Below are 22675 nucleotides of genomic sequence, written 5' to 3' on the forward strand. Positions count from 1 at the left end.
GCGCTTCCGGCGCGACTACTGCAGCTTCCACTCGCCGGTCTGGTCGGCGAACCCGGAGTCCATGGTGAACTGCACGGTGTCGATCTTCGACGCCTCGGGAACCTCGAAGACGATCCAGCCGAGGCCCTTGGCGCCGGGCTTGAGGGTCAGGCTGGAGGACATCGACGGCCCAGCGGTGATGTCCGCGATGGTGGAGTCGAACTGCTGCCCCTCGCTGTCGGCGATCCGGGCGCCATTGGACGGGCTGTCGCTGTAAACCGCCTTGCCGGTGTTGACGAGCTTGAACTGCACACCGACGAACCGCTTGCCGGACTCAGGCTCCATGAACTCGTCGGCCGACTTCGCGGGGTCGGCGACCTTGACGACCGTCACGTCGAGCCGACTGCCGTCCTCCATGCCCTTCAGAGTGAGAGTGTCGCCGACCTTGGCGACCTCGGGGGCGGAGCTCTTCTCCTTTGTCCCCTTCGTCGCGTCCTTGCCGCTGTCCGCCTCGGCGGCAGCGTTCCCCTTCGGCTTGTCGACAACGGTGCTGCCGGTGTCGCAGGCGGTGAGGGCGAGCGCACCGATGGCGGCGGCAGCGGCGGCAATTCCGATCCGAGCGTGCATGGTCCCCCCAAGGACAGTGCTGTGTTGTTCACGACACCCCCCACAAGCTTCGCAAGCAGGGGATTCACGCGGAACACTAATCTCGATCCGTTAACATCGTCAACGCGTACCCGATTGAGATTTTGTTGATGCAGGAGCTCGGTAGCGCTCGATGCGTATGATCGGCTCCGGATCGTCCGTCCAGGGTGGGGAGTGGGCCTCGTGCCGCAGCTTGCGTTCGCCAACAGTTTCTGGGAGAGCTATGACGCCCTCGAGAAGCCTGTGAAGGCCGGCGTACGCAAGGCGATGCAGAAGTTCCAGCAGCTCACCGTGCCGGAGCTGCAGGCGGACAAGGGGCTGCACCTGGAGTCCGTCGAGAATGCCGCCGACCGGCGCATGCGGACCATCCGCATCAACGACTTCTGGCGGGGTGTCGTACTGGCCCCGGACGACGGCAGTGATGTGTTCCTGCTGGTCAACGTCGTACGGCACGACGACGCCTACAGCTGGGCGGCGAAGCGGCTGTATACGACGAACGCCGCGACGAAGGCCCTTGAGGTCCGGAACGTCCAGGCGATCGAGCAGCTGACCCCTCAGCTGGAGAAAGCAGCGGCCGCAGCCGATTCGCTGCTGTTCGCCAAGTACTCGGACACGGTGCTACGGGAGCTCGGCATCGACGAGCAGGTGCTGCGGGCGGTGCGCACGATCATCGACAAGCCGCAGCTGGAGGCGTTCGGCACGCTGTTGCCGGAGGACCAGTTCGAGGTGCTGCAGTACCTCGCCGAAGGGTTCTCTCCGGAAGAGGTATACCGCGACGTGGTCGCCGTGCGCCGCCCCGTGAACGCGGGTCCCGACCCGGACGAGAGTCTCGCCGCGGCCATCGCCAACACCACGAGCCGCATCACACTGGTCAATGGCCCGGAGGAGCTCGCCGACATCCTGGAGAAACCCTTCGCGGCCTGGCGGGTGTTCCTCCACCCCTCGCAGCGCAGGGTCGCCTACCGGGTGTCGTACAGCGGGCCGGTCCAGGTCACCGGCGGGCCGGGCACGGGCAAGACGGTCGCGGCTCTGCACCGCGTCAAGCACCTGCTCACGCGCTCTCCCGACAGCCGGATCCTGCTCACCACGTACACCAACGCACTGGCCGCGTCGCTTCGTGAGAATCTCTCCCTCCTCCTCGACGGCGACGAGTCGTTGCTCGAGCGCGTCGAGGTGACCACGGTCAACGCCTACGCACACGGCGTCGTCACCCGCCTCGACGGCAGGGCCCCTTCTCCCATCAGTGACTGGGACGAGCGGCAATTGTGGCAGCGGGTGATCAAGAAACTCGGACTGCCGTGGACGGAGCAGTTCCTGGCGCAGGAGTACCGGCATGTCATCCTGGCCCAAGATCTGCGCAGTATCGAGGCCTACCGCGCGGCCTCTCGGCGGGGCCGAGGCAGCGCACTGCCGCAGTCGAAGCGTGACCAGCTGTGGTCCGCGGTGGAACTGTTCGAGCAGATGTTGCGCGAACGAAAGGTCACGACCCACCTCAAGGTGTGCGCTCGGGCCGCCGACCTCCTGACCGCCTCGGCACCCACCCACGACCACGTCGTCGTCGACGAGGCGCAGGACCTGCACCCGGCCCAGTGGCGCGTACTGCGCGCCGCAGTGGCACCCGGCAACGACGACCTGTTCATCACGGGAGACCCGCACCAGCGAATCTACGATTCCCGGGTCTCTCTCGGTTCCCTGGGCATCTCCGTCACCGGCCGCACCCACCGGCTGCGCATCAACTACCGCAGTACCGAGGAGATCCTGGCCTGGTCCACGGGCATCCTCAGTCCGGTGACGGTCGACGACCTGGGTGGCGAGGGGGCCGACACCCTGGCCGGTTACCGCTCACTGCTCCACGGACGGCGACCGCAGGTGAACGGGTACGGGTCCGAGCAGGCCGAGGTGGCCGCGCTCGTGGAGCGGGTGGAAGAGTGGATCGCGCAGGGCATCCGGCCCTCCGAGATCGGTGTGTGCGCCCGCTTCAACCTGCTGCTCGACAAGGCCCACGACAAGCTGACCGCTGCCGGCGTGCCGGTGGTCCGGGTCAAGGACAACCCGGGGCCGGACGTCGACGGGGTGCGGCTGGCCACCATGCACGCGATGAAGGGGCTGGAGTTCCGCTGCGTGGCCGTCCTGGGAGTGACGGCGAGTGCGGTGCCGTTCGCGCGCGAGGTGACACCGGTCGACGTGGACGCGCTGCAGCACGAGTCCGATCTGCTGCGTGAGCGATGTCTGTTGTTCGTGGCCTGCACCCGGGCCAGGGAGGCGTTGGCCGTGTCGTGGAGCGGGACCGCGAGTCCGTTCGTGCCGAATCGCTGAGGTTCGTCAGTTCTCCGGTTCGAGCGCGCCGTTGGCGAGGCCGTCCCGGGCCAGTTCGACGGCCTCACGGCTCAGTTCGGCGATTTTTCGAGCACGCTCCTCGAACTCCTGGAGAGCGCGGAACGCCGCACCGTACCGGCGCTGCTCGGCGATGTCCATCTGCGGGATGCGCGCGCCCTTGCTGTCGAGGCGGAACGTTCCGCTCGCACTGGTGGACCGGCGGGTGTTGGCCGCGCTGCGCAGGAATCCGCGCAGGAAGTCGGTGTCGAGCTGGTCGCTGATGGACACCGGCTCCGTGTCGCCGTACTCGACGAGGCCGGCCCGGGCGAGATCGGCGACGCTGACGGAGGGACCGTCCGCGGTGCTGTGGCGTTCGCCCGCGGTGAGAGCCGGCAGCAGTTCGGCGAGTACACGCACGTGTTCCGTCAGCTCGCGACGCAGCTTCTGGTACTCGGCCGGATAGTCGCGGTGGGACTCCTCCACATACCGGCCGGGGGTGAGGTCCACGACGTCGTCGAGCAGGTCGATGAGGGGGACGTCCGCCGTCTGGTCCGGCCGCGCGTCCAGGGGGCCGTCCGGATCGTTGCCGGTCAGGTCGACCATACGGACGCCGGTGGCCGCATCACTCGGGGAGTGCGGGCGGCGCAGGTGCCAGATGTGCACGGGCAGCGCATGCGAGGCGGCTGTACCCGGCGGCAGGGCGGTGACCTGGGTGAGAATGCCGCGGCGTACGAGCTCGGCCCGGATACGACGGCCGGCCTTGCGGTAGGCGACCGAGGCGGGCATGACCATCAGCGTCCGACCGCCGGGAGCGGTGTGCGCGTACGCGTGCTGCAGCCAGGCGAGTTCGCTCTCGGCCCGGGACGGGGTGCCGAGTTCCCACCGCGGGTCGAGGAGAAGTTCTTCGCGGCCCCAGTCGGTGTCGCCGACGGGTGGGTCGCAGACGACCAGATCGGCTTTGAGGTCCGCCCAGTGGTCGTCGCGCAGGGAGTCCCCCACGACGATCCGGACATCGGCACGCCCAGTGAGGTCGGCTCGCAGTTGCGCGAAGCGGGCGCTGCGGGAGTCCGCCTCCTGGCCGAACCGTCGCGGCCCCCGATCGGGACCGACGGAGAGCAGGAGGGTGCCGATGCCGCAGGCCGGGTCGAAGATGACGGCGTCCTCGGCGACTTGGCCGGCCAAGTGCCGTACGGCCCGGACGATGCGCGGCGAGGAGACCTGGTCGGATCCGGCGCGTCGTACGGAGTCGGTGAACCGCTCGGCGAGGGCGTCGGCCACCTCACCGGGCGAGCCGCTGTCCGCCAGACGCCGGGTCAGCTCGACGGCATCCTCCGGAAGGGCGGCCGGTTTCTTCTCCCGGGCGTCGGCAAGAACCGCGGCGACATCGGCGAGCGCGGCCACCATGTCCTCGCCATAGGTTCCGCGCAGCACCTGCCAGAGTTTGACTTCCTCCGAGAGGTCCTGCCCCTTGCGCTGCTTGTCCAGCCACGCCTGGACCTCGGCGAGATCGAAGAGCGGACTGTTGGCGCCTCCACCTGCCGGCGCAGGGAAGTCGTCGTACCGCCGCCGCCAATTGGACACCGCGGCCCGGGTGACGCCCGCGAGCCGCGCGATCTCGGAACCGGTGACAAGAGGACCGGCTGATGGAGCGGCGTTGTCCGTCATACGGACAACCGTACACGTCCTCCCGCTCGACCATCAACGAAAAAACGTGTTGACGTGGTACACATCCGGCAAAGAATCCTCCATGTGTACTTCACCCTTTCTGGGGCGGCCGGTGCGTACGCCCGTTTCACGCCGCCCCTGCCGCAGAAGGGGCCATTGGTCCCTATTCAAAAGCCCAGGCAGGGACTGTTCGACCCTACCCGCCCCCCGTACCAGGACGGTGATCATGGGGCGGCGGCCGGGAGTGCTGTCCGGTTTCTCGGCCGGAGCGCCTCCGGGGGCGCCGTTCCATCGACGAAAGAAAGAGATCGGGAGGCACCGTCCGGTGGACGAGGTGCGGATACAACAGGCGGTGGCCGAGCGGCCGCCGGACACGGTCGAGGAGACCGCCCGGAAGGAGGCCGGCAGCCGGTCGAACTGGGTGGACTGGCTGACCACCACCGACCACAAGAAGATCGGGACGCTCTATCTCGTCACCGCCTTCGCCTTCTTCATAATCGGCGGCGTCCTGGCGCTGGCGATGCGGGCCGAACTCGCCCGGCCTGGGCTGCAGATCCTGTCGAACGAGCAGTTCAACCAGGCGTTCACGATGCACGGCTCGATCATGCTGCTGATGTTCGCGATGCCGTTGTTCACCGGTTTCGCGAACTGGCTGATGCCGCTGCAGATCGGCACCCCCGATGTCGCCTTCCCGCGGCTGAACATGCTGGCCTACTGGCTGTTCCTGCTCGGCTCGCTCATCGCCGCGAGCAGCTTCCTCACTCCGGGCGGGGCCCCCGACTTCGGCTGGTTCCTGTACACGCCGCTGTCGGACGCGGTGCACAGCCCGGGGATCGGCGCCGACCTGTGGATCATGGGCGTGGCGCTGTCCGGTTTCGGCAGCATCCTCGGCTCGGTCAACTTCATCACCACGATCATCTGCATGCGCGCACCCGGCATGACCATGTTCCGCATGCCGATCTTCACGTGGAACGTGCTGCTGACCTCGCTCCTCGTGCTGTTCGTCTTCCCCGTGCTGGCGGCGGCCCTGTTCGCCCTGGAGTGCGACCGCAGGTTCGGCAGCCAGATCTTCGACCCGGCCAACGGCGGTGCGCTGCTGTGGCAGCACCTGTTCTGGTTCTTCGGTCACCCCGAGGTGTACATCCTGGCGCTGCCGTTCTTCGGCATCGTCAGTGAGATCGTCCCGGTGTTCTCCCGCAAGCCGATGTTCGGCTACATGGGGCTGATCGGCGCGACCATCGCCATCGCGGGCCTGTCCCTGACGGTGTGGGCGCACCACATGTACACCACGGGCGGGATCCTGCTGCCGTTCTTCTCCTTCATGACCTTCCTGATCGCGGTCCCGACCGGTGTGAAGTTCTTCAACTGGATCGGCACCATGTGGAGGGGCTCGCTCTCCTTCGAGACGCCGATGCTGTGGACGATCGGCTTCCTGGTGACCTTCCTCTTCGGCGGTCTGACCGGTGTCATCCTGGCCGCGCCGCCGCTGGACTTCCACGTCTCGGACTCGTACTTCGTGGTGGCCCACTTCCACTACACGCTGTTCGGCACGGTCGTGTACGCGATGTTCGCCGGCTTCCACTTCTGGTGGCCGAAGTGGACGGGCAAGATGCTCGACGAGCGCCTGGGCAAGATCACGTTCTGGACGCTCACCGTGGGCTTCCAGCTGACGTTCCTGGTGCAGCACTGGCTGGGTGTCGAGGGCTTCCCGCGCCGTTACTCCGACTACCTGGCGGCCGACGGCTTCACCCTTCTCAACACCCTGTCCACGATCGGTTCGTTCCTGCTGGGCCTGTCGCTCCTGCCGTTCTTCTACAACGTCTGGAAGACGGCCAAGTACGGCAAGCCGGTCCAGAGCGACGACCCCTGGGGCTGGGGCCGCTCGCTGGAGTGGGCGACCTCCTGCCCGCCGCCGCGGCACAACTTCCGCTCCCTGCCGCGCATCCGCAGTGAATCCCCCGCGTTCGACCTGCACCACCCGGAGATCTCCGGGGCCGCCGAGGCGGAAGCGACGGCGAGGTAGGTCATGTCGCACGCCGTTGCCGCCCTGGGAACCGGCGCGTTCGCCGTCGCCGGCTGTGTCTGGTACGTGCCGGCCCTCGCCGATCTGCGGGCCGGCGCCGACCGGCCCGACTCCCGAAGGATCGCCGCCGCGGCCTGTGTGACCGGCTGGGCCGGCGTCGGTGCGGTCACCGTGCTGCTGCTCCTGGCGGACGGCTGGTGGGCGCCGGCCGTCGTGGCCGTCGTCGGCGCCGTCGCCTCGGCCACCCTGCACCTGTACGCCGCCGTGCAGCGCAGACGCGAGACGCGGGAGGCCGCGCGGCACTGGACGCGGCTGGGCCATGTTCCGTCCCCGGCCGGGCCGGGCCGCTCCCGGAGCGTCGTCGCCGCCGTCCTGGTCTGCGGCATGGTCGTCTCCGTGCCCGTCGCGGTCTGGCAGGCCGTCTCCGGTCCGGGCGGCGGTGCGGGCTGGGCGGTGGCGGCCATGACGTCGGCCGCCGTCATGGGGGTGTTCCTCGTCGCGGCGGGCCTGTGCGCCCGGGCGACCGACCGGGTGGCCCGTCGCACCGCGGTGACGACCGGCCGCAAAGGGTTCCGGTCCTGACGCGTCGGCGCTGGGGCCGGCGGGCCTGCCCGCCGGCCCCAGCGGCATGCCGGTGCGCGTCATGTGCCGCCGTCGTCACCGCGTCGTCGTGCCTCGGTGAGAAGGGCCTGTCTCAGCTGCCCGGTGTCCATGGCCGCAAGACGCGGTACGGCCTCGTTCCAGCGTTCGGCCATGCCGTCCAGGGTCCGGGTGATGCTCCGGCGCATCCTGCGGCCGGCCAGGGCGAGGATCACGGCGACGACCGGCCGCAGGAGCGAGCCGCCGCGCAGGGAGACGGTGACGCACACCTCCCAGGTGCCGTCGTCCCTCCCCGGGCGGGGCGTGGCACGCACGTCCGCGTGGAGCCAGGGGTGGTCCAGCCGGGCCGAGGCCGGGGCGACGGGTGTGCCGCGTCCGGTGTCCGCGGCGGTCCACCAGTCGTCCAGCCGTATCCGTGCCCGGCCCCGCAGCCGGGACGGCACAAGCGGGATCCCCTCGAACCGGACCCGGCCGTCGGCCTCGAACAGGTGCGGGCGGTCGGGGCTCTTCAGTACGGCGTCCAGGTCGACGGTCCCGTCGTCCTCGGCGACGGCGAGTTCCAGCCGGACGGCGCGACGCCGGTCCCATTCCCTGATCGTGACCCGGGCCGCTTCGCCGGTCCCCGTGTCCTTCCCCTCCCCCGTGTCCCCCTCGTGTCTCTCGTCCCCGGCGCCGTTCTCGTCCCGGACGAGGTAGACCGCTCCCGGCCGCAGATGCCGTCCCCGCACCAGCCGGACGTCCGGCACCGCCCGTCCGTCCGGCAGTACGACCCGCTGTCCCCGCGCACGGCTCTCCTCCGCCAGGGCGCGGACCACGCCGAGGGCGTCGACGAGCCACCGGTACGGAAGGGGTTCGACGACCACCGTGTGACGGACGAAGACCATGCGGACAGCATGACCGGCCGGACGCCGGGCCGTCAGGGCGCGGCCCGGCAGAAAAGTGCCGGGCCGCTTGCCGGGCACCGGCACACCGCGGGCGTACCGGAGGTGCGGCAGGGGCGCCGGAGGCGGCTCAGGTCTCCCGCTTCGGTGCGTACTCGGACTCCTCCAGACCGAAGGTCCAGGCGACGCCCTCGCGAGCGGTCCAGGTGTGCGGCGGCACCCGCAGCCAGTACGTGCGGTGGGTGCCGTCGGGTTCCGGGGTGGAGTTGACCACCTCGACCATCACCAGCGGCTCGTCCCCCTCCAGTTCGATGCGCCAGAGCACGCCCGTCTCGTCGCGGTGCACGGGCTCGGCACCGGACTCCTTCAGGAAGCGGTCGTAGCCGTAGTGCTCCAGCATCACGCGGCGCAGCTCGGCGTTCTCCTCCTCCTGTATCCGCCGCGGGGTCAGCTCGGCGAGTTCGGCGAGGAATTCGGCGGGGACCGGCATGCCGTGCCAGGCGTACAGCGCGAAACCGTCGGGGTAGGCGAGCGCCGGTCCGTCCGAGCGGTCGAGCCGGCCCGCCTCGTCGCGGTGCAGCTCCACGGGGCGTTCACAGATGACGACGGCCTTCTCGTAGGGCCACCACCAGCCCGCGGCGCGGGCGACCGCGGTGATTCCGGCGAGTGCGTCCGCGCCGTCCTGGCCGTCGAAGGCCGCCAGCCAGGCCGCGTCGTGCTGGCCCAGGACCGCGTCGAGCAGCACGAGCCGGACGGCCTGCTCGTCGTTCTCCCCGTTCTCCTTGCCGGCCAGGGCCTCGACCACACCGGTCCGTATGCGCCCGGTCAGACCGACCGTGGTGTCCCACAGCTGAGCACCCGTCAGGGCCCAGTGCTCGGCCCAGCCGGCCGGCCCGAGCCGGTCGAGGACACGGGTGCGTGCGGCGTCCCACGGCCGGGTGCGCACCGCGTCGCGCACACTGGGGCCGGCCGTGCCCTCCGCCGTGAGCCGTGCGGCCAGGGCCGCGCCCTCGCGGGGCGAGCCCGCCCAGACGACACGCTCCGGCTCGGGCAGCCCCGCCAGCCGGTAGGCCAGGCGCACCCCCTCCTCGGCCGCCGTGCGGTCCGCGGGGCCGGTCGCCGCCGCCACCGCGCGCCACCGCGCCGTCGTCTCCTGCCGTGCCGTCTCCGCCGATGCCGTGGGTGTCGTCACCGCTCCGCTCTCCCCGCTGTCCCGATCCGCTGTCCCGGTCGTCCCGGTCCGTCGTTCCCGTTCGTCTCGTTGCCCGGTGGGCTGTCTCAGTCCGCCACGACGCGTACCGCGCCGGGCACGTACTCCCGCTGCCGCACCACGCGGTACCAGCCCTTGGGCAGCGGAATCGCCGCGTGCTCCTCGTGCACCAGCCGTCCCCCGTCCGGAAGGTGGAGGTAGGAGGCTCCGAACGGCCCGCTCTCCCGGACCAGCTTTCCCGGGCCGATCACCGCGTGGGCGTGTCCGGTGACCTCGCCCAGAGCCAGCACCAGCCTTCCCCGTGCGTCCCTCGGCTGCTGCGGCAGCCGGTCGGTGCCCGGCGGCAGATCCGCCTCCGCCACGGGCACGATCAGGACATCCCCCTGCCGGTACATGCGTGTCTCCCTTCCCGTCGGCGCCGCGCCGACCGATGTCCACGACGTTATGCCGAGGGTCTGACAACACCCCCCGGACCACGTCCGGAACGCCGTTCGACCGGGGTTTCGGGCCGCGCCGGAAGCACGGACCCTGCTCGTCCGTTCACCGGCGCTGTCGGAGCCGCTTGGTAGAACTTCTTCGCGAACACCACCGCGTTCGCATCGGTTCGCATCACAGGAGGCCAGCGCCATGCTCCGCTATCTGGAGGAACACGACCTGCGCGTCTTCGACTTCCCCGATCCCGAGGACCAGCAGGAGCTGCCGGAGGCGGGTGCCGTGGCCTGGCGGCTGGCCGTCGACCTCTACGGGGGCCACGAGCGCGAGAGCTTCGACAACAAGTGGAACCGCTTCCTGGACTCCGTGGATCCGGCGGGTGTCCGGGCGATCGTCGTGGGGGCGTGGGGAGAAACGTACGACAACGGCTCCGGCGGCGTCGTGCAGCATCTCGTGGATGCCCGTGACCGGCTGACCTCGCTCCGGGCCGTGTTCATCGGGGACCTGGAGCAGGAGGAGGCGGAGATCTCCTGGATCGAGCAGTCCGATGTCACCCCGGTCCTCAAGGCCTATCCGCTGCTGGAGGAGCTCGGGATCCGCGGCAGTACCGACCTGCGTTTCCCGGCGGTCCGGCACCAGCACCTGCGCACGCTCCGCTTCGAGAGCGGCGGTCTGCCCGGCGAGGTCGTGCGCGGTGTCGCCGCCAGTGAGCTCCCCGCCCTGGAGTACCTGGAGATGTGGCTCGGCGTGGAGGACTACGGCGGTGACGCGACGGTGGCCGATCTCGCACCGCTGCTCGCCCATGGCCGCTTCCCGGCGCTGCGTCATCTCGGGCTCCAGGACAGCGAGATCCAGGACGAGATCGCGGCGGCGGTCGCCTCGGCGCCGGTCGTGGCGCAGCTGAAGTCGCTGGACCTGTCCATGGGCACCCTCTCCGACACCGGCGCCGAGGCCCTGCTCAACGGCCAGCCGCTGACGCATCTCGAGCATCTGAACCTGGAGCACCACTTCCTGAGCGAGGCCATGATGGAACGGTTCCGTGCGGCCTTCGCCTCCGCCGGGACCGAGGTGAACCTGGAGGATCCGCAGGCTCCGGAGCGCTGGGGGGACGAGGAGTGGCGCTATGTCGCCGTCTCCGAGTAGGCGGGCGCCCGGCACCGGCCTTCGGTTCGCCGTCGTCGGCAATCCCGAGAACCGGCGGACGACGATGTTCGCCGACGCCGTTCGCGCGGCGGGCCACACGGCCCCCCGCGTGCTCGCATGGCGGGACGTGCTGCGCGGACGGTACTCCTTCCGGCCCGGTGAGCTGGTGCGGATCGACTCCCCCGGCGAGAACGCCGAGGTCGACCGGATGCTGCGCGACGTCGACGAGCCCACCCGGGTCGAGGGAACGGCTGTGTGGTACCGCCGTTTCACCGCGGCGGTCCGGGAGGTGACCGCCGCGGCGCACCGTGCGGGGGCGACGACGACCGCCGACCCCGAGGACGTCGCGGTCATGTTCGACAAGCGGCGCTGCCATGCCCGGCTCGCCGCCGCGGGCGTCCCGGTCCCGGAAGCTCTGGACGGTCCGGTCACCGGCTGGGACGAGCTCCGGGAGCGGCTGAGGGCCGCCCGCATCCCGCGGGCGTTCCTCAAGCCGGCGCACGGGTCGTCGGCCTCCGGTGTGGTGGCCCTGTCGCTGGCGGGCCCCGGCCGGGTCAGGGCGACGACCTCCGTGGAGACCACGGCCGACGGCCGTCTGTACAACTCCCTCCGGGTGCGCCACTACACCTCGGAGCGCGAGGTCGCCGCCCTGGTCGACGCCCTGGTCCCGGACGGGATCCACATCGAGCGGTGGCTGCCCAAGGCCTCGCAGAACGGCCGGGCCTCCGATCTGCGGGTGGTCGTGGTCGCGGGGCGCGCCACCCATGCCGTGGTACGGACCAGCCGTCATCCCATGACGAATCTTCACCTCGGTGGCCTCCGGGGCGATCTGGACGCGGCCCGTGAGGCGATCCGGGCCGCCGGAGGCGACTTCGCCGACGTGCTGGACGTGGCCGAGCGGGCGGCCGCGTGCTTCCCGGGCACGCTGTGCGTCGGCGTGGACGTCCTGCCGTCCACCGGATGGCGGCGCTTCGCCGTCGGGGAGGTGAACGCCTTCGGGGACCTGCTGCCCCGCCTCACCGGCCTGCCCGGCAGCGGCGCCGAGGGCCTGGACACCTACGCCGCGCAGGTCGCCGCCGCATCGGCCGCCGCATCGGCCGCCGTATCGGCCGCCGCACCGGTCTCCGTGCCGGCCCGCGCACCGGCCGCATCGACCGTCGCACCGGCCGCCGTACGGCGAGCGAAGCACACAGAACACCAGGAGCAGCAAGAACACCATGAGCACCACCAGCACTCCCACGACCCCGCCGCTTGACATGAACGAGATCGTGGGCAGCCACGACCTGCTGCTGGTCACGCTCGACACCCTCCGCTACGACGTGGCGCAGGAGCTGGCGGAGGCCGGACGCATCCCGAACCTGGCCCGGCATCTGCCCGGCGGCGTCTGGGAGCGCCGGCACGCGCCGGGCAGTTTCACCTACGCCTCCCATCAGGCGATGTTCGCGGGATTCCTGCCGACACCGGCCGAACCGGGTCCGCATCCGCGGCTCTTCGCCGCCCGGTTCGCGGGCAGCGAGACCACCACGAGCGGCACCTTCGTCTACGACACGCCCGACCTGGTCTCGGGTCTGGCCGCCGTGGGCTACCGCACCGTCTGCATCGGCGGTGTGGGCTTCTTCAACAAGCAGGGGCCGCTGGGATCCGTCCTGCCGGGACTGTTCCAGGAGAGCCACTGGGAACCGGAGTTCGGGGTGACCTCCCCCACGTCCTTCGAGGCACAGGTGGCCCGCGCGGAGCAGGTCGTCGCCGAACTCCCCCAGGAGCAGCTGCTGTTCCTCTTCGTCAATGTGTCGGCCCTGCACCAGCCCAACTGGTTCCACCTGCCCGGGGCCACCCGGGAGGCGGGCGACACACGGGCCACCCACGCCGCGGCACTGGAGTACGTGGACCGGCACATGGGCCGCCTTCTGGCCGCCGCCGGCAGCCGCCGCCCGTGCTTCGCCATCGTCTGCTCCGACCACGGCACCGCGTACGGCGAGGACGGCTACAGCGGCCACCGCATCGGCCACGAGGTCGTCTGGACCGTGCCCTACGCCCACTTCTTCGTCGACGAGGCCCGGTGACCATGCTCACTCCCCTGCCCGCCCCCACGCACACGCCGTCCTTCGCCGAGGAGGCGGCCACGCCCGCCGTCCGCCCGTACCAGCAGTACGTGTACGCGTACCCGCACAAGACCGCCTACCGCCCGCTGCGCCGGGAGCGGGCGTCGCTGCGCGAGCTGTGGGCGGACGAGCCGAAGGACTCCCTCTCGCTCTACTTCCACATCCCCTTCTGCGAGGTCCGCTGCGGCTTCTGCAATCTCTTCACCCGGATCGGGGCGCCCGACGGCCTGACCACCGCCTATCTGGACGCACTGGAGCGCCAGGCGACCGCGGTGCGCGAGGCACTGGGCGACGGGGCCCGGTTCACGAACGCGGCGTTCGGCGGCGGCACCCCGACCTTCCTCACGGCCGCGGAGCTGGAGCGGCTGTGCGACCTCGCCGAGCACGTCCTGGGCGCCGACCTGACCGCGATCCCCCTGTCGGTGGAGGCCTCGCCCGCCACGGCGACCGCCGACCGGCTGGCCGTGCTGGCCGCCCGGGGCACCACACGGCTGAGTCTGGGCGTGCAGAGCTTCGTCGACTCCGAGGCGCGGGCGGCCGTGCGCCCCCAGCGCCGGGCGGACGTCGAGGCGGCCCTCGCCCGGATCCGCGACGCCGGCTTTCCCGTTCTCAACATCGACCTGATCTACGGCATCGAGGGCCAGACCGAGGAGTCCTGGCGCACCTCCCTCGACGCCGCCCTCGCCTGGCAGCCGGAGGAGCTGTACCTCTACCCGCTCTATGTGCGTCCGCTCACCGGTCTCGGCCGGCACCGCGACCGGGCGGCCGACGCGACCGGACGGGACGAGGCCGCCTGGGACGAGCAACGGCTGCGGCTGTACCGCCACGGGCGCGACCATCTGCTCGCGCGGGGCTACGAGCAGGTGTCGATGCGCATGTTCCGCCGTGCGGACGCCCCCGCCGCCGGCGGGGAGGACTACACGTGCCAGACCGACGGCATGGTCGGCCTCGGCTGCGGCGCCCGCTCGTACACCTCCACGCTGCACTACTCCTTCGACTACGCGGTGGACATGCACCGCATACGCGGGATCGTCGACGAGTACGTCGCACGCTCCGTCGACGACTTCCGCCATGCCGACTTCGGCTGGGAGATGAACGGGGACGAGGCCCGGCGCCGCCATCTGCTGCAGTCGCTGCTGCAGGCCGAGGGCATGCCGGTCGCGGACTACCGGGCCCGTTTCGGCACCGCGCCCGAGGACGACTTCGCCGCCGAGCTGGCCCGGTTCCGCGCACGGGGCTGGCTGGACGACTCGGCCGGCCCACAGCTGCTGCGGCTGTCCCCCGAGGGGCTGGCCCACTCCGACGCGCTGGGCCCCGAGCTGTTCTCCGCCGCCGTGCGCGCGCGCATGGCCGCGTACGAACCGAAGTGACCCGAAGCGACGGAAGACCTCATGGACCTGACGATCCTCTACCGCGGCCCGCTGGCGTCGTGCGACTACGACTGCCCGTACTGCCCCTTCGCCAAGCGCCGGGACAGTCCCGCCCAGCTGGCCGCGGACCGTGCCGCGCTGGAACGTTTCGCCGCCTGGGCGGCCGCGCAGCGGGACGACCGGCTCTCGGTGCTGTTCACCCCGTGGGGCGAGGGCCTGGTGCGCTCCTGGTACCGGCGCACGCTCGTGGAGCTGAGCCGGCTGCCGCACATCCGCCGGGTGGCGATCCAGACCAATCTCAGCTGCCGTACGAACTGGCTGGACGGGGCCGACCTGGACACCCTCGCCCTGTGGTGCACCTTCCACCCCGGGCAGACGCCGTACGACCGCTTCCTGGCCAAGTGCCACGACCTGGCCGCCCGCGGCGTCCGCTACAGCGTCGGTGTCGTCGGGCTGCCGGAGCACCTTCAGTACGCGCGCCGTCTGCGCGCCGATCTGCCCGCCCATGTGTACCTGTGGGTCAACGCCGCCGAGGGGCACGCCTACACCGACGCCGAGGCCGACCGGTGGACCGCCCTGGACCCGCTCTTCCCGTACAGCCGCCACCCGCACCGCAGCGCCGGCCTGCCCTGCCGCACGGGAGAGTCGGTCGTCTCGGTGGACGGGGAGGGCACGGTGCGCCGCTGTCACTTCGTCCGCACGAAGCTGGGCAACCTGTACGACGGCTCCTACCGGCGGGCCCTGCGTCCCCGCCCGTGCCCGCTGGCCGTCTGCGACTGTCACATCGGCTATGTCCACCTGGAGACGCTGCCGCTGTACGACGTGTTCGCGGGCGGTGTCCTGGAGCGGATCCCGGCCGTGCCGCCCACGGTGTGATCACGGCCGGCTCGGCTCCGCGGTGTTCGCCCCGCGCTGCGCCGAGGGGCGGCTGCCGTGGGGCCGGGCTGTCGTTGCTGTCATTCCCGCTCTCTCCGCGCGGCCTCGTTCGGCGAGGTGACCGGCGCCGCACCGGTCCGCCAGCTCGATGCCCTCGGTCAGAAGCCCGGCCGCCCTGTCGGTGCGGCCGGTGCGGCCGAGCTCCGCACCGAGTTCGATCAGCGCCTCGGCGTACAGGTGCCGGCTGGGAGAGCGGCGCAGTGTCTCCACCGCGCGCTCCCGCAGCGGCAGCGCCTGCCCGGCCTCGGCCACCGCCGCGCTGAAGCCCAGTGCCTCGCCGATGGCGGTGGGCGTGCCGAAGCGCTCCGCCCGGCGCAGCATCCTCGCCGTGAGGGCGCGGGCGCGCCGGGGATCCTCCTCGGCGACGGCGAGGGCGAGGTGTCCGGCCCAGGGGCACCAGGTCGGGTTGTGCACGCCCTTGGCCTCCAGCCGCTCCCCGGCGGCGGCGAGCTGGGCCTCGGCCTCCCTGCGCAGGCCGTGGGCGAGAAGCAGCCGTCCGTAGACGGTCTGGGCGTCCGGGAAGACCACCGCGTTCGGGTAGGGGGGTGCGAAGTCGTACGTCCGGGCGACGCGCAGTGCCTCCTGTGGGCGTCCCCGGGACAGCAGGACGTCCACCAGCAGCCCCACGGCGTACCAGCGGGCGGGCACCCGGTCGCCCACCCGCTCGGCCAGGCGCACTCCCTCACGTGCGCACCGCTCCGCCTCGGCGAGCTTCCCCGTCCGCAGCCGGACCAGACCGAGGAGGGTGAAACCGAAGGAGAGGTGGGCGCCGCCCCAGCCGACCTTCTCGCACTCCTCGACGGCCGAGCCGAACAGCTCCTCCGCACGGTCGCACTCGTCGGCGTACATGTAGGCGAGCGCGGTCAGGCTCGGCAGTTCGAAGCCCCAGTCCGGGTCGGTGTAGCTCAGGCCCACGGCGCGGGCGGCGACGGCCGGCATGTCCGCGGCCGGCTCCCCGCGCAGGGTCGCGTCCCAGGCGCGGAGGCACCGCAGGGCCCGTTCTCCGGTGGTGTCCCCGGGCAGCTGCCCGACGAGCCGTGCGAGCCGGCGGGAGCGGTCGGACGCCTGCGTCTCGTGCGCGTCGAAGGTCAGCCACAGGTAGTGCGCCGTCTGCAGACGCAGCCGCGCCCGGGGGCACTCCGCCCGGGCGGCCTCGGCACCGGCGACGGCGGCCGCCTTGCCGAGTTCGTCGTTGTGGGCGAAGGCCTGGGCCAGCCGGAAGGTGGCGTTCTCCCTGAGTTCGGGGCTCAGGAAGGGCTGCTCCAGGGCCGCGGTGAGGTGGTTGACCGTGGTGGCGGGGGCGGTGAGCAGGGCGGAGCAGCCGAGTTCGTGGAGCACGTCCGCGCGGTCCTCGGGCGCCGGCGGTTCGCGCAGCGCGCGTTCCAGGCAGCGCCGGGCGGCGTCGGGCGCGCCCAGACGGAGGTTCTCGCGGGCGGCGGCGCGCAGTTGCCGGACGGTGTGCGGGTCGCCCTCGGGGTGGGTCTCGAGCAGGTGCCGGGCGGCGGCAGTGATGCCCAGGCCGGCGTCGGCCACCGCCCAGGCGGCCTGTCCGTGCAGCGCGGTGCGCGTGGCCGGCGGGATGGCCTGGTACACGGCGGTGGCGATGAGGGGGTGGACGAACTCGAGGGTCCGGGTGCCGGTGAGGATGCGGGCGACACGCAGCCGGTCCACGGCGCTCAGGGCCTCGGCCGGCGGTAATCCGGCCACGGTCGCGGCGAGGTCCGCGGAGATCTCGGTGCCGAGCACCGCGGCGGCCCAGGCGAGCCGGACGCTGGCGTGGCCGAGCCGCTCCAGCCGTTTGACCAGTCCGGTGCCCCGTGCGCTCGCCCCGAGTTCCCTCAGCAGGGAGGCCGACTCCGCGTCCGGGGCGAGGCCCCGGTCCTGGACCTTGGCGACGAGTTCGACGGTCTCGTAGGGGTTGCCGCCGGTGACCACCCAGCACTCGTGGCAGAAGACGTCGTCGGCCTCCGCTCCGAGCGAGCCGCGCACCAGGTCGGCCACCGCCTCCGGGCTGAGGGCGTGCAGCGGGATCGGGCGGGTGCTGCGGCCCTCGACCAGTTCGCGGAACTCCACGGCCCCGTCGGGCAGTTCGTCCGGGCGGTAGCCGAGGACCACCAGCACGGGGAGCTCCCGTGCCCGCACCGCGAAGGCGGCGAGCCAGGCGAGCGACTCCAGGTCTCCCCAGTGGGCGTCGTCGAGGACGATCACGACCGGCGCCCGGCGCACGGCGATCTGGGTGACGACCCAGTCCAGGCCGTCCCTGACGCCCTGGGGGTCCGGGACGGGGGCGCCGGTCTGCTGCGCGAACAGGCCGACGGCGGGACCGGCGATCTCGTACCACCCGCCGAAGATCTCACGGCGCTCGGCCTCGGTGCAGGACGCGAGGACGGGCTGCAGCAACTGGCGTACGACGTGGAAGGGGACGGTGTGCTCCTGCTCGCTGCCGCGGGCGAACAGCACGGTGCAGCCGCGGGCGGTGGCCATGCGCCGGACCTCGGCCAGCACGGTCGTCTTGCCCAGCCCGGCGGCCGCGCTGTAGAACAGCAGCCCGCCCTGCCGGTCCTCGCCGTCCTCGTCGCCCGCGCAGAGCCGGTCCACCGCGATCCGTGCGGCGGTCACCTCGTTCTCGCGCTCGTACAGGAGGGGTTTTCCCCGTCGATCGTGTCCGCCCACGATGGTGGCCCTCCCCGCGCGTTGCCGTTCCGGCACGTCGTTGCCCCCCTGATCTGCCGGTGTGCCGGGAAGAGTAGCGAAGCGCGCACAGGGGCGTCAGGGATGCCGGGGAATTGGTTGCGGGCGGGTGTGACGTGGTGTTCACGCCGTGTGCCCGGGTCTGCCCGCCTGGTGGGGCGCGATGCGGACCGCTGCTTCCTGCAGTCGTTCAAGTTCCTGGTCGAGCCAGGCTCCGGTGCGCCGGTGGATGCGGGCCAGTCGATGCCAGGCCGGATCGCCGAGCACGATGTCGCGTGCGTCCTCCAGGCTGTGGCGGCCGGGGCCGAGGAGTTCCCGGGTGATGACGACGGCCGCGACCGGGGGGAGGCCGTCCGTGTGCATCCTTTCCTGCACGGCGCGCATGTTCGTGCGGTGAAGCAGCTCCCGGTACTCCCGGATCCGTGGTTCCAGCCACCGTACGTGGCGGGCGTACTCGCCGTCCTTCTGCCCGGCTGGCTCGGCCACCCGGAACGTCGGGGCGAGGGCGGCCTCGAGATGGTCGACGAAGTCGGCCTCGCTCTCCGCGACATCGGGGTACTCGGTGACGAAATGTTCCCACTCGACACTGTGCTTGAGGGCGGCAATCTCACGCTGCCCCACCGGACGGCATCCGTCGGGCGGCGAGCCTGCGCGTCCGTCGCCTCGAGGCGGCGGCTTCGCTCGTCGCGGGAGCCGCCGGATGCCCGGTGGCCGAGGGGTCCTCGCGTGCTCAGCGGCGGTGGACGCTGACGGCGTAGCCGCCTCCGTCGTAGGGGTCGGCGTCCCAGGTGGCGAAACGGTCGACGAGGGTGAGACCGGCCGCAGCGCAGCAGGTGTCGTACTCCGGCAGCGTGATGCTCGGCGGCACGGGCAGGTGGGCCTCGTCCAGGCCGAAGCCGGCGACCAGCAGGCCGCCCGGGCGCAGGGCCACGGCCAGACGCTCGATCACCGTGGCCTCGGTGCCGGGGGCGAGCAGCGGGATCACGTTGCCCGCCGCGACCACGAGATCGAAGTCCGCCGCGATGCCGAGCGCAGCGGGGTCGAACTCGGCCAGGTCGGCCTGGAACCAGGGAAGCTCCGGCGCCTGCCTGCGCGCCACCGCCAGCATGGATGCGTCGAGGTCCACTCCGACGCAGTCGTACCCGAGTTCCGCGAGCCGGATCATGACCCGTCCGGTACCGCATCCGGCGTCCAGCACCCGTGCTCCGGCCGGCACGAGGGCCGCGCAGAACCGTGCCTCGCCGTGGACGTCCTTCCCGCTGCGGGCCAGGGCCGCGAACCGTGCGGCGTAGGCCTCTCCGGACGTCTCCCCCGTCAGCTCCCTCCAGCGACTCATGCGCCCACCCTAAGGTCGGCCCGTCGCAGGTTGACCGTGTGCCGTCGGAAGGAGGGTTCCTGATCCGGAAGGGGTCTTCCTGGTCCGGCCCGGGAATCCTCGGGCCGTGGGGCGCGCGGCCGGTCGCGCCATGGCCCCGCACCGGTCCTGCACCACGGCCCCGGAAAGCAGAAAACCCCTGGTGAACAGGGGTATCAGCTGGTGTCCGAGGGGGGACTTGAACCCCCACGCCCTATACGGGCACTAGCACCTCAAGCTAGCGCGTCTGCCATTCCGCCACCCGGACGAAGTGTGGGCCGCCTGGGCGGGGAGCGTGTTCCCCGCGGCGACAGGACAACAATACCAAGGTTTGGGAGTGCCTTTCACCTGCGTATCCGCCCCGGGAGGGGCCGGGGACCCGCAAGGCGGGCACGGAAGGTGACCGGAGGGACACCGTCAGGTGTGTCCCTCCGTGTCTCCTCGTGTCTCCCTGTGCCCTCCCGGGCGGGTCCCCCGCGGGCCCCGGGCGGGTCCTCCCGTGTCCGGGCGGTGCTACCTGCGGCGCAGGGCGGCCAGGTTCCGGTAGCCGATCCGGGCGCATTCCAGGGACCGGGCCGGGTCGCCGTCGCTCGGGGCGTTGTCCTGTTCGACCATCGGGTTGTGGTAGTGGTGATGGCCCACCCGGGAGAAGAACGTCGTGTAGTCGATGTCTCCCGTGCCGAAGGGGACCATGTCGTAGCCCTGGCCGTTGGTGGTGTTGACGACGCCGTCCTTGGCGTGGAAGAGCGGGTAGCGCTTGTTGTGGCGGGCGACCAGGCCGGCCGGGTCGAAGATCTTCGTGCGGGTGGAGCCGTCGGGGGCGGTGTAGGTGCGGAACTTGTACTGGGCCACGTGCGCCCAGTAGATGTCCATCTCCAGCCAGACCAGCCCGGGGTCGGTGACGGACAGGAAGTACTCCAGCTTGCGGATGCCGGAGCTGCGGGTCGGACGGCCCTGGGCGTCGAGCGGGCCGCGGTCGAGCAGGAAGTCGTACGCCGCGTCGTGGTTGTGGGTGTAGAGCTTGATCCCGGCCCTGCGGGCGATCTCGCCGAGGGTGTTCCACTTGTCGGCGGCCACGTCCCAGTCGGCCTTGTGGGAGCTGTCGGTGGGGTCGGCGCCGGTGCCCATGTGGTCCATGCCCAGGATGCAGGCGATCTCCAGCTGTCTTTTGAAGGTGTCCAGGTCCTCCTTGGTCAGGGGCCAGGACGGCGGGATGAAGCCGTGGTTGCCCCGGGCCCGCAGCCCGTGGTCGTCCAGCCAGCGGCGCAGCAGCCGGGCGCCCTTGACGTTCCCCAGGTCCGCGCCGCCGGGGGCGTCGGGGTGCTGGCTGTAGCCGGCGAACTCCACCTGGCGGTAGCCGAACCGGGCCAGCTGGGCGAAGACGGCGCGGAAGCCGGAGGGCAGGTGGGTGGAGTGCGGGTCGCGGCCGATCGCGTCGCGGACCGTGTAGAGGATGATGCCGCGCTTGTCCTCGGGGACGAGCGGATGGCCCTTGCCTCTGCCGGGGACGCCGGCGGCGGGGAGGCCGGCGGCGGGCGCCGCCTGCACGGGGGCCGCGCCGAAGACCGGGGCGGCGATCGCACCGGCCGCGGCGGCCGTGCAGGTGCCGAGGAAGCGGCGGCGGCCGATGCCGAGGCTGCGGCGCAGCCGGTCGCCGGTGTCGTGGTCGGTGATGTGGATGTCGTTCACGGGTGCCTCTCTCTGGACTGGTGGTCGGGTCCGCCGAGACCGGCGAGGTGGAGCAGCAGGGCCTTCACGTCGGTGGCCGCGACGCGGTCGCCGACGGCGTGGGGGACGGAGCAGATGAGAAGCGGACCGTCGTCGTCGCTGTCGGGGAGGCGGCCGTGGCTGCCGCGGACGAAGGACGCGTCGAGAGGGACGACGGCCATGCGGTAGCGCAGCCCGAGTTTCTTGCGGGCCAGGGCGGTGGCCGCCTTGACCTTGACATAGGGGTCGAGCGGGTCCATGAACAGCTCGGCCGGGTCGTAGCCGGGTTTGCGGTGGATCTCGACCAGCCGGGCGAAGTCGGGGGCGCGGTCGTCGTCGAGCCAGTAGTAGTACGTGAACCAGGCGTCCGGTTCGGCGACGGCGACGAGTTCGCCGGAGCGCGGATGGTCGAGGTGGTGGGCCTTCTTGCCCTCGTCGTCGAGGAGCAGGTCGATGCCGGGCAGGCCGTCGAGGGCGGCCCTGGTGGCCTCCAGGTCCTCGGGGCGGCGCACGTAGACGTGGGCGATCTGGTGGTCGGCGACGGCGAAGGCTCGGGAGGCTGTCGGGTCGAGGTACTCCATGCCGTCCTGGGTGTGCACCTCGAGCAGGCCGGCCCGGCGCAGGGCGCGGTTGATGTGGACGGGACGGTCGGCGCGGGTGATGCCGTACTCGGACAGGGCGACGACGGTGCGGCCCTCGGCGCGGGCGTCGTCCAGGAGGGGCGCCAGGGCCGCGTCCAGGTCGGTGGCCGCCTGCAGGGAGCGGGGGTCGTCGGGGCCGTGGCGCTGCAGGTCGTAGTCGAGGTGCGGGAGATAGCAGAGGGTCAGGTCGGGGCGGCGGGTGCGGTTGATGTGCCGGGTGGCGTCGATGATCCACTGGCTGGAGACCAGGTCGGCTCCCGGTCCCCAGTAGTGGAAGAGGGGGAACGTGCCGAACTTCCCGGTGAGTTCGTCGTGCAGGGACGGCGGGCGGGTGTAGCAGTCGGGTTCCTTGCGGCCGTCGGCGTAGTAGACGGGGCGCGGGGTGACGGTGATGTCGGTGTCGGCGCCCATGGCGTACCACCAGCAGATGTTGGCGACCGTGTAGCCGGGGTGGGCGCGGCGGGCGGCGTCCCACAGTTTGTCGCCGGCGACCAGGGCGTTGTGCTGCCGCCACAGCAGGACCTCGCCGAGGTCGCGGAAGTACCAGCCGTTGCCGACGACGCCGTGCTCGGAGGGCAGGGCGCCGGTCAGGAAGGTGGACTGGGCGGTGCAGGTGACGGCGGGCAGGACGGTGCCGAGCGGTGCGTGGGAGCCGGAGCGGGCGAGGGACTTGAGGTGGGGCATGTGGTCGAGGAGCCGGGGGGTGAGGCCGACCACGTCCAGGACGAGCAGGGGTGTGGGTCCCTCGGTTCGGCTCATGGCAGCTCCTTCAGGCCGAGGTCGGTCAGCAGGTCGCGGACGAGGGCGAGTTCGGCGGCGATCCCGTCGGCGAGCCGGGCGCGGTCGCGGGGGCGCAGCTCGGGCGGGAGGGCCTGCCAGGTGTAGGTCTCGACCTCGAGGTGGCGGGTGAGCGGACGGGGGCCGCCGACCAGCCGGGTCAGCGCGGTCCTCAGGACCGGGAGGGTGGAGGTGAGGGGGGC

General features: G+C 71.7%; 18 protein-coding genes, 1 tRNA gene and 1 pseudogene. 8 read left to right on the top strand and 12 right to left on the bottom strand.

The genetic code is table 11. The features are described 5' to 3' along the window. Positions 1–15: 15 nt before the first annotated feature. Positions 16–606, bottom strand: a complete 591-nt coding sequence (locus CCN35_RS12770) for a DUF4352 domain-containing protein (protein WP_086792683.1) — start codon at positions 604–606, stop codon at positions 16–18. 201 nt (positions 607–807) lie between these two features. On the opposite strand from CCN35_RS12770, the gene CCN35_RS12775 reads away from it, so the two are divergent. Continuing rightward, positions 808–2940 (top strand): UvrD-helicase domain-containing protein, encoded by a 2133-nt coding sequence (locus CCN35_RS12775; protein ID WP_086792685.1) that lies wholly within the window; start codon positions 808–810, stop codon positions 2938–2940. 6 nt (positions 2941–2946) lie between these two features. On the opposite strand, the gene CCN35_RS12780 is transcribed toward CCN35_RS12775, so the two are convergent. Beyond that, on the bottom strand, positions 2947–4605 hold the full coding sequence (locus tag CCN35_RS12780) for an N-6 DNA methylase (protein ID WP_067397500.1): 1659 nt from the start codon (positions 4603–4605) through the stop codon (positions 2947–2949). Positions 4606–4957: 352 nt separating this feature from the next. Between CCN35_RS12780 and ctaD the strand changes: the two genes are divergently transcribed. Continuing rightward, on the top strand, positions 4958–6628 hold the full coding sequence (gene ctaD / locus CCN35_RS12785) for an aa3-type cytochrome oxidase subunit I (RefSeq protein WP_086792703.1): 1671 nt from the start codon (positions 4958–4960) through the stop codon (positions 6626–6628). Between the two features lie 3 nt (positions 6629–6631). Beyond that, positions 6632–7210, top strand: coding sequence for a hypothetical protein (locus CCN35_RS12790; protein WP_211285515.1), 579 nt, complete (start codon positions 6632–6634; stop codon positions 7208–7210). Between the two features lie 59 nt (positions 7211–7269). On the opposite strand, the gene CCN35_RS12795 is transcribed toward CCN35_RS12790, so the two are convergent. The 3 genes from CCN35_RS12795 to CCN35_RS12805 form a co-directional block, all read right to left on the bottom strand. Further along, entirely contained in the window at positions 7270–8112 is an 843-nt protein-coding gene (locus tag CCN35_RS12795; RefSeq protein ID WP_143631529.1) for a hypothetical protein, read from the bottom strand. A gap of 127 nt (positions 8113–8239) precedes the next feature. Then, a complete protein-coding gene (locus CCN35_RS12800; RefSeq protein ID WP_067388877.1) occupies positions 8240–9301 on the bottom strand; it encodes a DUF6745 domain-containing protein in 1062 nt (353 codons plus the stop codon). Between the two features lie 86 nt (positions 9302–9387). Then, positions 9388–9714 carry a hypothetical protein gene (locus CCN35_RS12805; RefSeq protein ID WP_067388878.1) on the bottom strand — a complete coding sequence of 109 codons (327 nt, stop codon included), beginning with the start codon at positions 9712–9714 and terminating at the stop codon, positions 9388–9390. Between the two features lie 232 nt (positions 9715–9946). On the opposite strand from CCN35_RS12805, the gene CCN35_RS12810 reads away from it, so the two are divergent. Genes CCN35_RS12810 through CCN35_RS12830 form a run of 5 tightly spaced genes read left to right on the top strand, consistent with a single transcriptional unit; the run spans position 9947 to position 15242 of the window. Continuing rightward, positions 9947–10894: an STM4015 family protein gene (locus tag CCN35_RS12810; RefSeq protein WP_067388880.1), complete on the top strand. Its 948-nt coding sequence runs from the start codon at positions 9947–9949 to the stop codon at positions 10892–10894. Further along, complete coding sequence (locus CCN35_RS12815; RefSeq protein ID WP_169721350.1) at positions 10875–12149, top strand: STM4014 family protein; 1275 nt, start codon at positions 10875–10877, stop codon at positions 12147–12149. The genes CCN35_RS12810 and CCN35_RS12815 overlap by 20 nt, the downstream gene beginning before the upstream one ends. A gap of 1 nt (position 12150) precedes the next feature. Continuing rightward, on the top strand, positions 12151–12957 hold the full coding sequence (locus CCN35_RS12820; protein ID WP_067388882.1) for an STM4013/SEN3800 family hydrolase: 807 nt from the start codon (positions 12151–12153) through the stop codon (positions 12955–12957). A gap of 2 nt (positions 12958–12959) precedes the next feature. Next, positions 12960–14366 carry an STM4012 family radical SAM protein gene (locus CCN35_RS12825; RefSeq protein ID WP_079129515.1) on the top strand — a complete coding sequence of 469 codons (1407 nt, stop codon included), beginning with the start codon at positions 12960–12962 and terminating at the stop codon, positions 14364–14366. Between the two features lie 21 nt (positions 14367–14387). Next, positions 14388–15242: an STM4011 family radical SAM protein gene (locus CCN35_RS12830; RefSeq protein ID WP_086792689.1), complete on the top strand. Its 855-nt coding sequence runs from the start codon at positions 14388–14390 to the stop codon at positions 15240–15242. Here CCN35_RS12830 and CCN35_RS12835 read toward each other — a convergent pair whose 3' ends face one another. The 7 genes and pseudogenes from CCN35_RS12835 to CCN35_RS12865 all read right to left on the bottom strand — a co-directional run. Beyond that, a complete protein-coding gene (locus CCN35_RS12835; RefSeq protein WP_211285516.1) occupies positions 15243–17975 on the bottom strand; it encodes an ATP-binding protein in 2733 nt (910 codons plus the stop codon). It lies immediately after the preceding gene. A 141-nt stretch (positions 17976–18116) separates the two neighbouring features. Next, the gene (locus tag CCN35_RS12840) at positions 18117–18614 is read right to left on the bottom strand and encodes a hypothetical protein (protein WP_086792691.1); all 498 of its coding nucleotides are present in this window, start codon (positions 18612–18614) and stop codon (positions 18117–18119) included. 109 nt (positions 18615–18723) lie between these two features. Continuing rightward, complete coding sequence (locus CCN35_RS12845; protein WP_086792693.1) at positions 18724–19329, bottom strand: class I SAM-dependent methyltransferase; 606 nt, start codon at positions 19327–19329, stop codon at positions 18724–18726. Positions 19330–19528: 199 nt separating this feature from the next. Further along, positions 19529–19615: transfer RNA gene (locus CCN35_RS12850), tRNA-Leu, on the bottom strand. 245 nt (positions 19616–19860) lie between these two features. Beyond that, positions 19861–21036 carry a sugar phosphate isomerase/epimerase family protein gene (locus CCN35_RS12855; protein ID WP_385882508.1) on the bottom strand — a complete coding sequence of 392 codons (1176 nt, stop codon included), beginning with the start codon at positions 21034–21036 and terminating at the stop codon, positions 19861–19863. Next, complete coding sequence (locus CCN35_RS12860; protein WP_067388894.1) at positions 21033–22454, bottom strand: alkaline phosphatase family protein; 1422 nt, start codon at positions 22452–22454, stop codon at positions 21033–21035. Before CCN35_RS12860 ends, CCN35_RS12855 begins: the two co-directional genes overlap by 4 nt. Beyond that, positions 22451–22675 (bottom strand): annotated as a pseudogene (locus tag CCN35_RS12865) (metabolite traffic protein EboE); the annotation flags it as partial. The gene CCN35_RS12860 and the pseudogene CCN35_RS12865, both read right to left, overlap by 4 nt.

Source organism: Streptomyces thermovulgaris, from assembly GCF_002155915.1.
GTDB classification, from domain to species: domain Bacteria; phylum Actinomycetota; class Actinomycetes; order Streptomycetales; family Streptomycetaceae; genus Streptomyces; species Streptomyces thermovulgaris.

Coding starts and splice junctions, on each gene's coding strand:
- CCN35_RS12815 (WP_169721350.1), top strand. CDS start 10,875: ATGTCGCCGTCTCCGAGTAGGCGGGCGCCCGGCACCGGCCTTCGGTTC.
- CCN35_RS12830 (WP_086792689.1), top strand. CDS start 14,388: ATGGACCTGACGATCCTCTACCGCGGCCCGCTGGCGTCGTGCGACTAC.
- CCN35_RS12860 (WP_067388894.1), bottom strand. CDS start 22,454: ATGAGCCGAACCGAGGGACCCACACCCCTGCTCGTCCTGGACGTGGTC.
- CCN35_RS12820 (WP_067388882.1), top strand. CDS start 12,151: ATGAACGAGATCGTGGGCAGCCACGACCTGCTGCTGGTCACGCTCGAC.
- CCN35_RS12770 (WP_086792683.1), bottom strand. CDS start 606: ATGCACGCTCGGATCGGAATTGCCGCCGCTGCCGCCGCCATCGGTGCG.
- CCN35_RS12790 (WP_211285515.1), top strand. CDS start 6,632: ATGTCGCACGCCGTTGCCGCCCTGGGAACCGGCGCGTTCGCCGTCGCC.
- CCN35_RS12795 (WP_143631529.1), bottom strand. CDS start 8,112: ATGGTCTTCGTCCGTCACACGGTGGTCGTCGAACCCCTTCCGTACCGG.
- CCN35_RS12780 (WP_067397500.1), bottom strand. CDS start 4,605: ATGACGGACAACGCCGCTCCATCAGCCGGTCCTCTTGTCACCGGTTCC.
- CCN35_RS12805 (WP_067388878.1), bottom strand. CDS start 9,714: ATGTACCGGCAGGGGGATGTCCTGATCGTGCCCGTGGCGGAGGCGGAT.
- CCN35_RS12810 (WP_067388880.1), top strand. CDS start 9,947: ATGCTCCGCTATCTGGAGGAACACGACCTGCGCGTCTTCGACTTCCCC.
- CCN35_RS12825 (WP_079129515.1), top strand. CDS start 12,960: ATGCTCACTCCCCTGCCCGCCCCCACGCACACGCCGTCCTTCGCCGAG.
- CCN35_RS12845 (WP_086792693.1), bottom strand. CDS start 19,329: ATGAGTCGCTGGAGGGAGCTGACGGGGGAGACGTCCGGAGAGGCCTAC.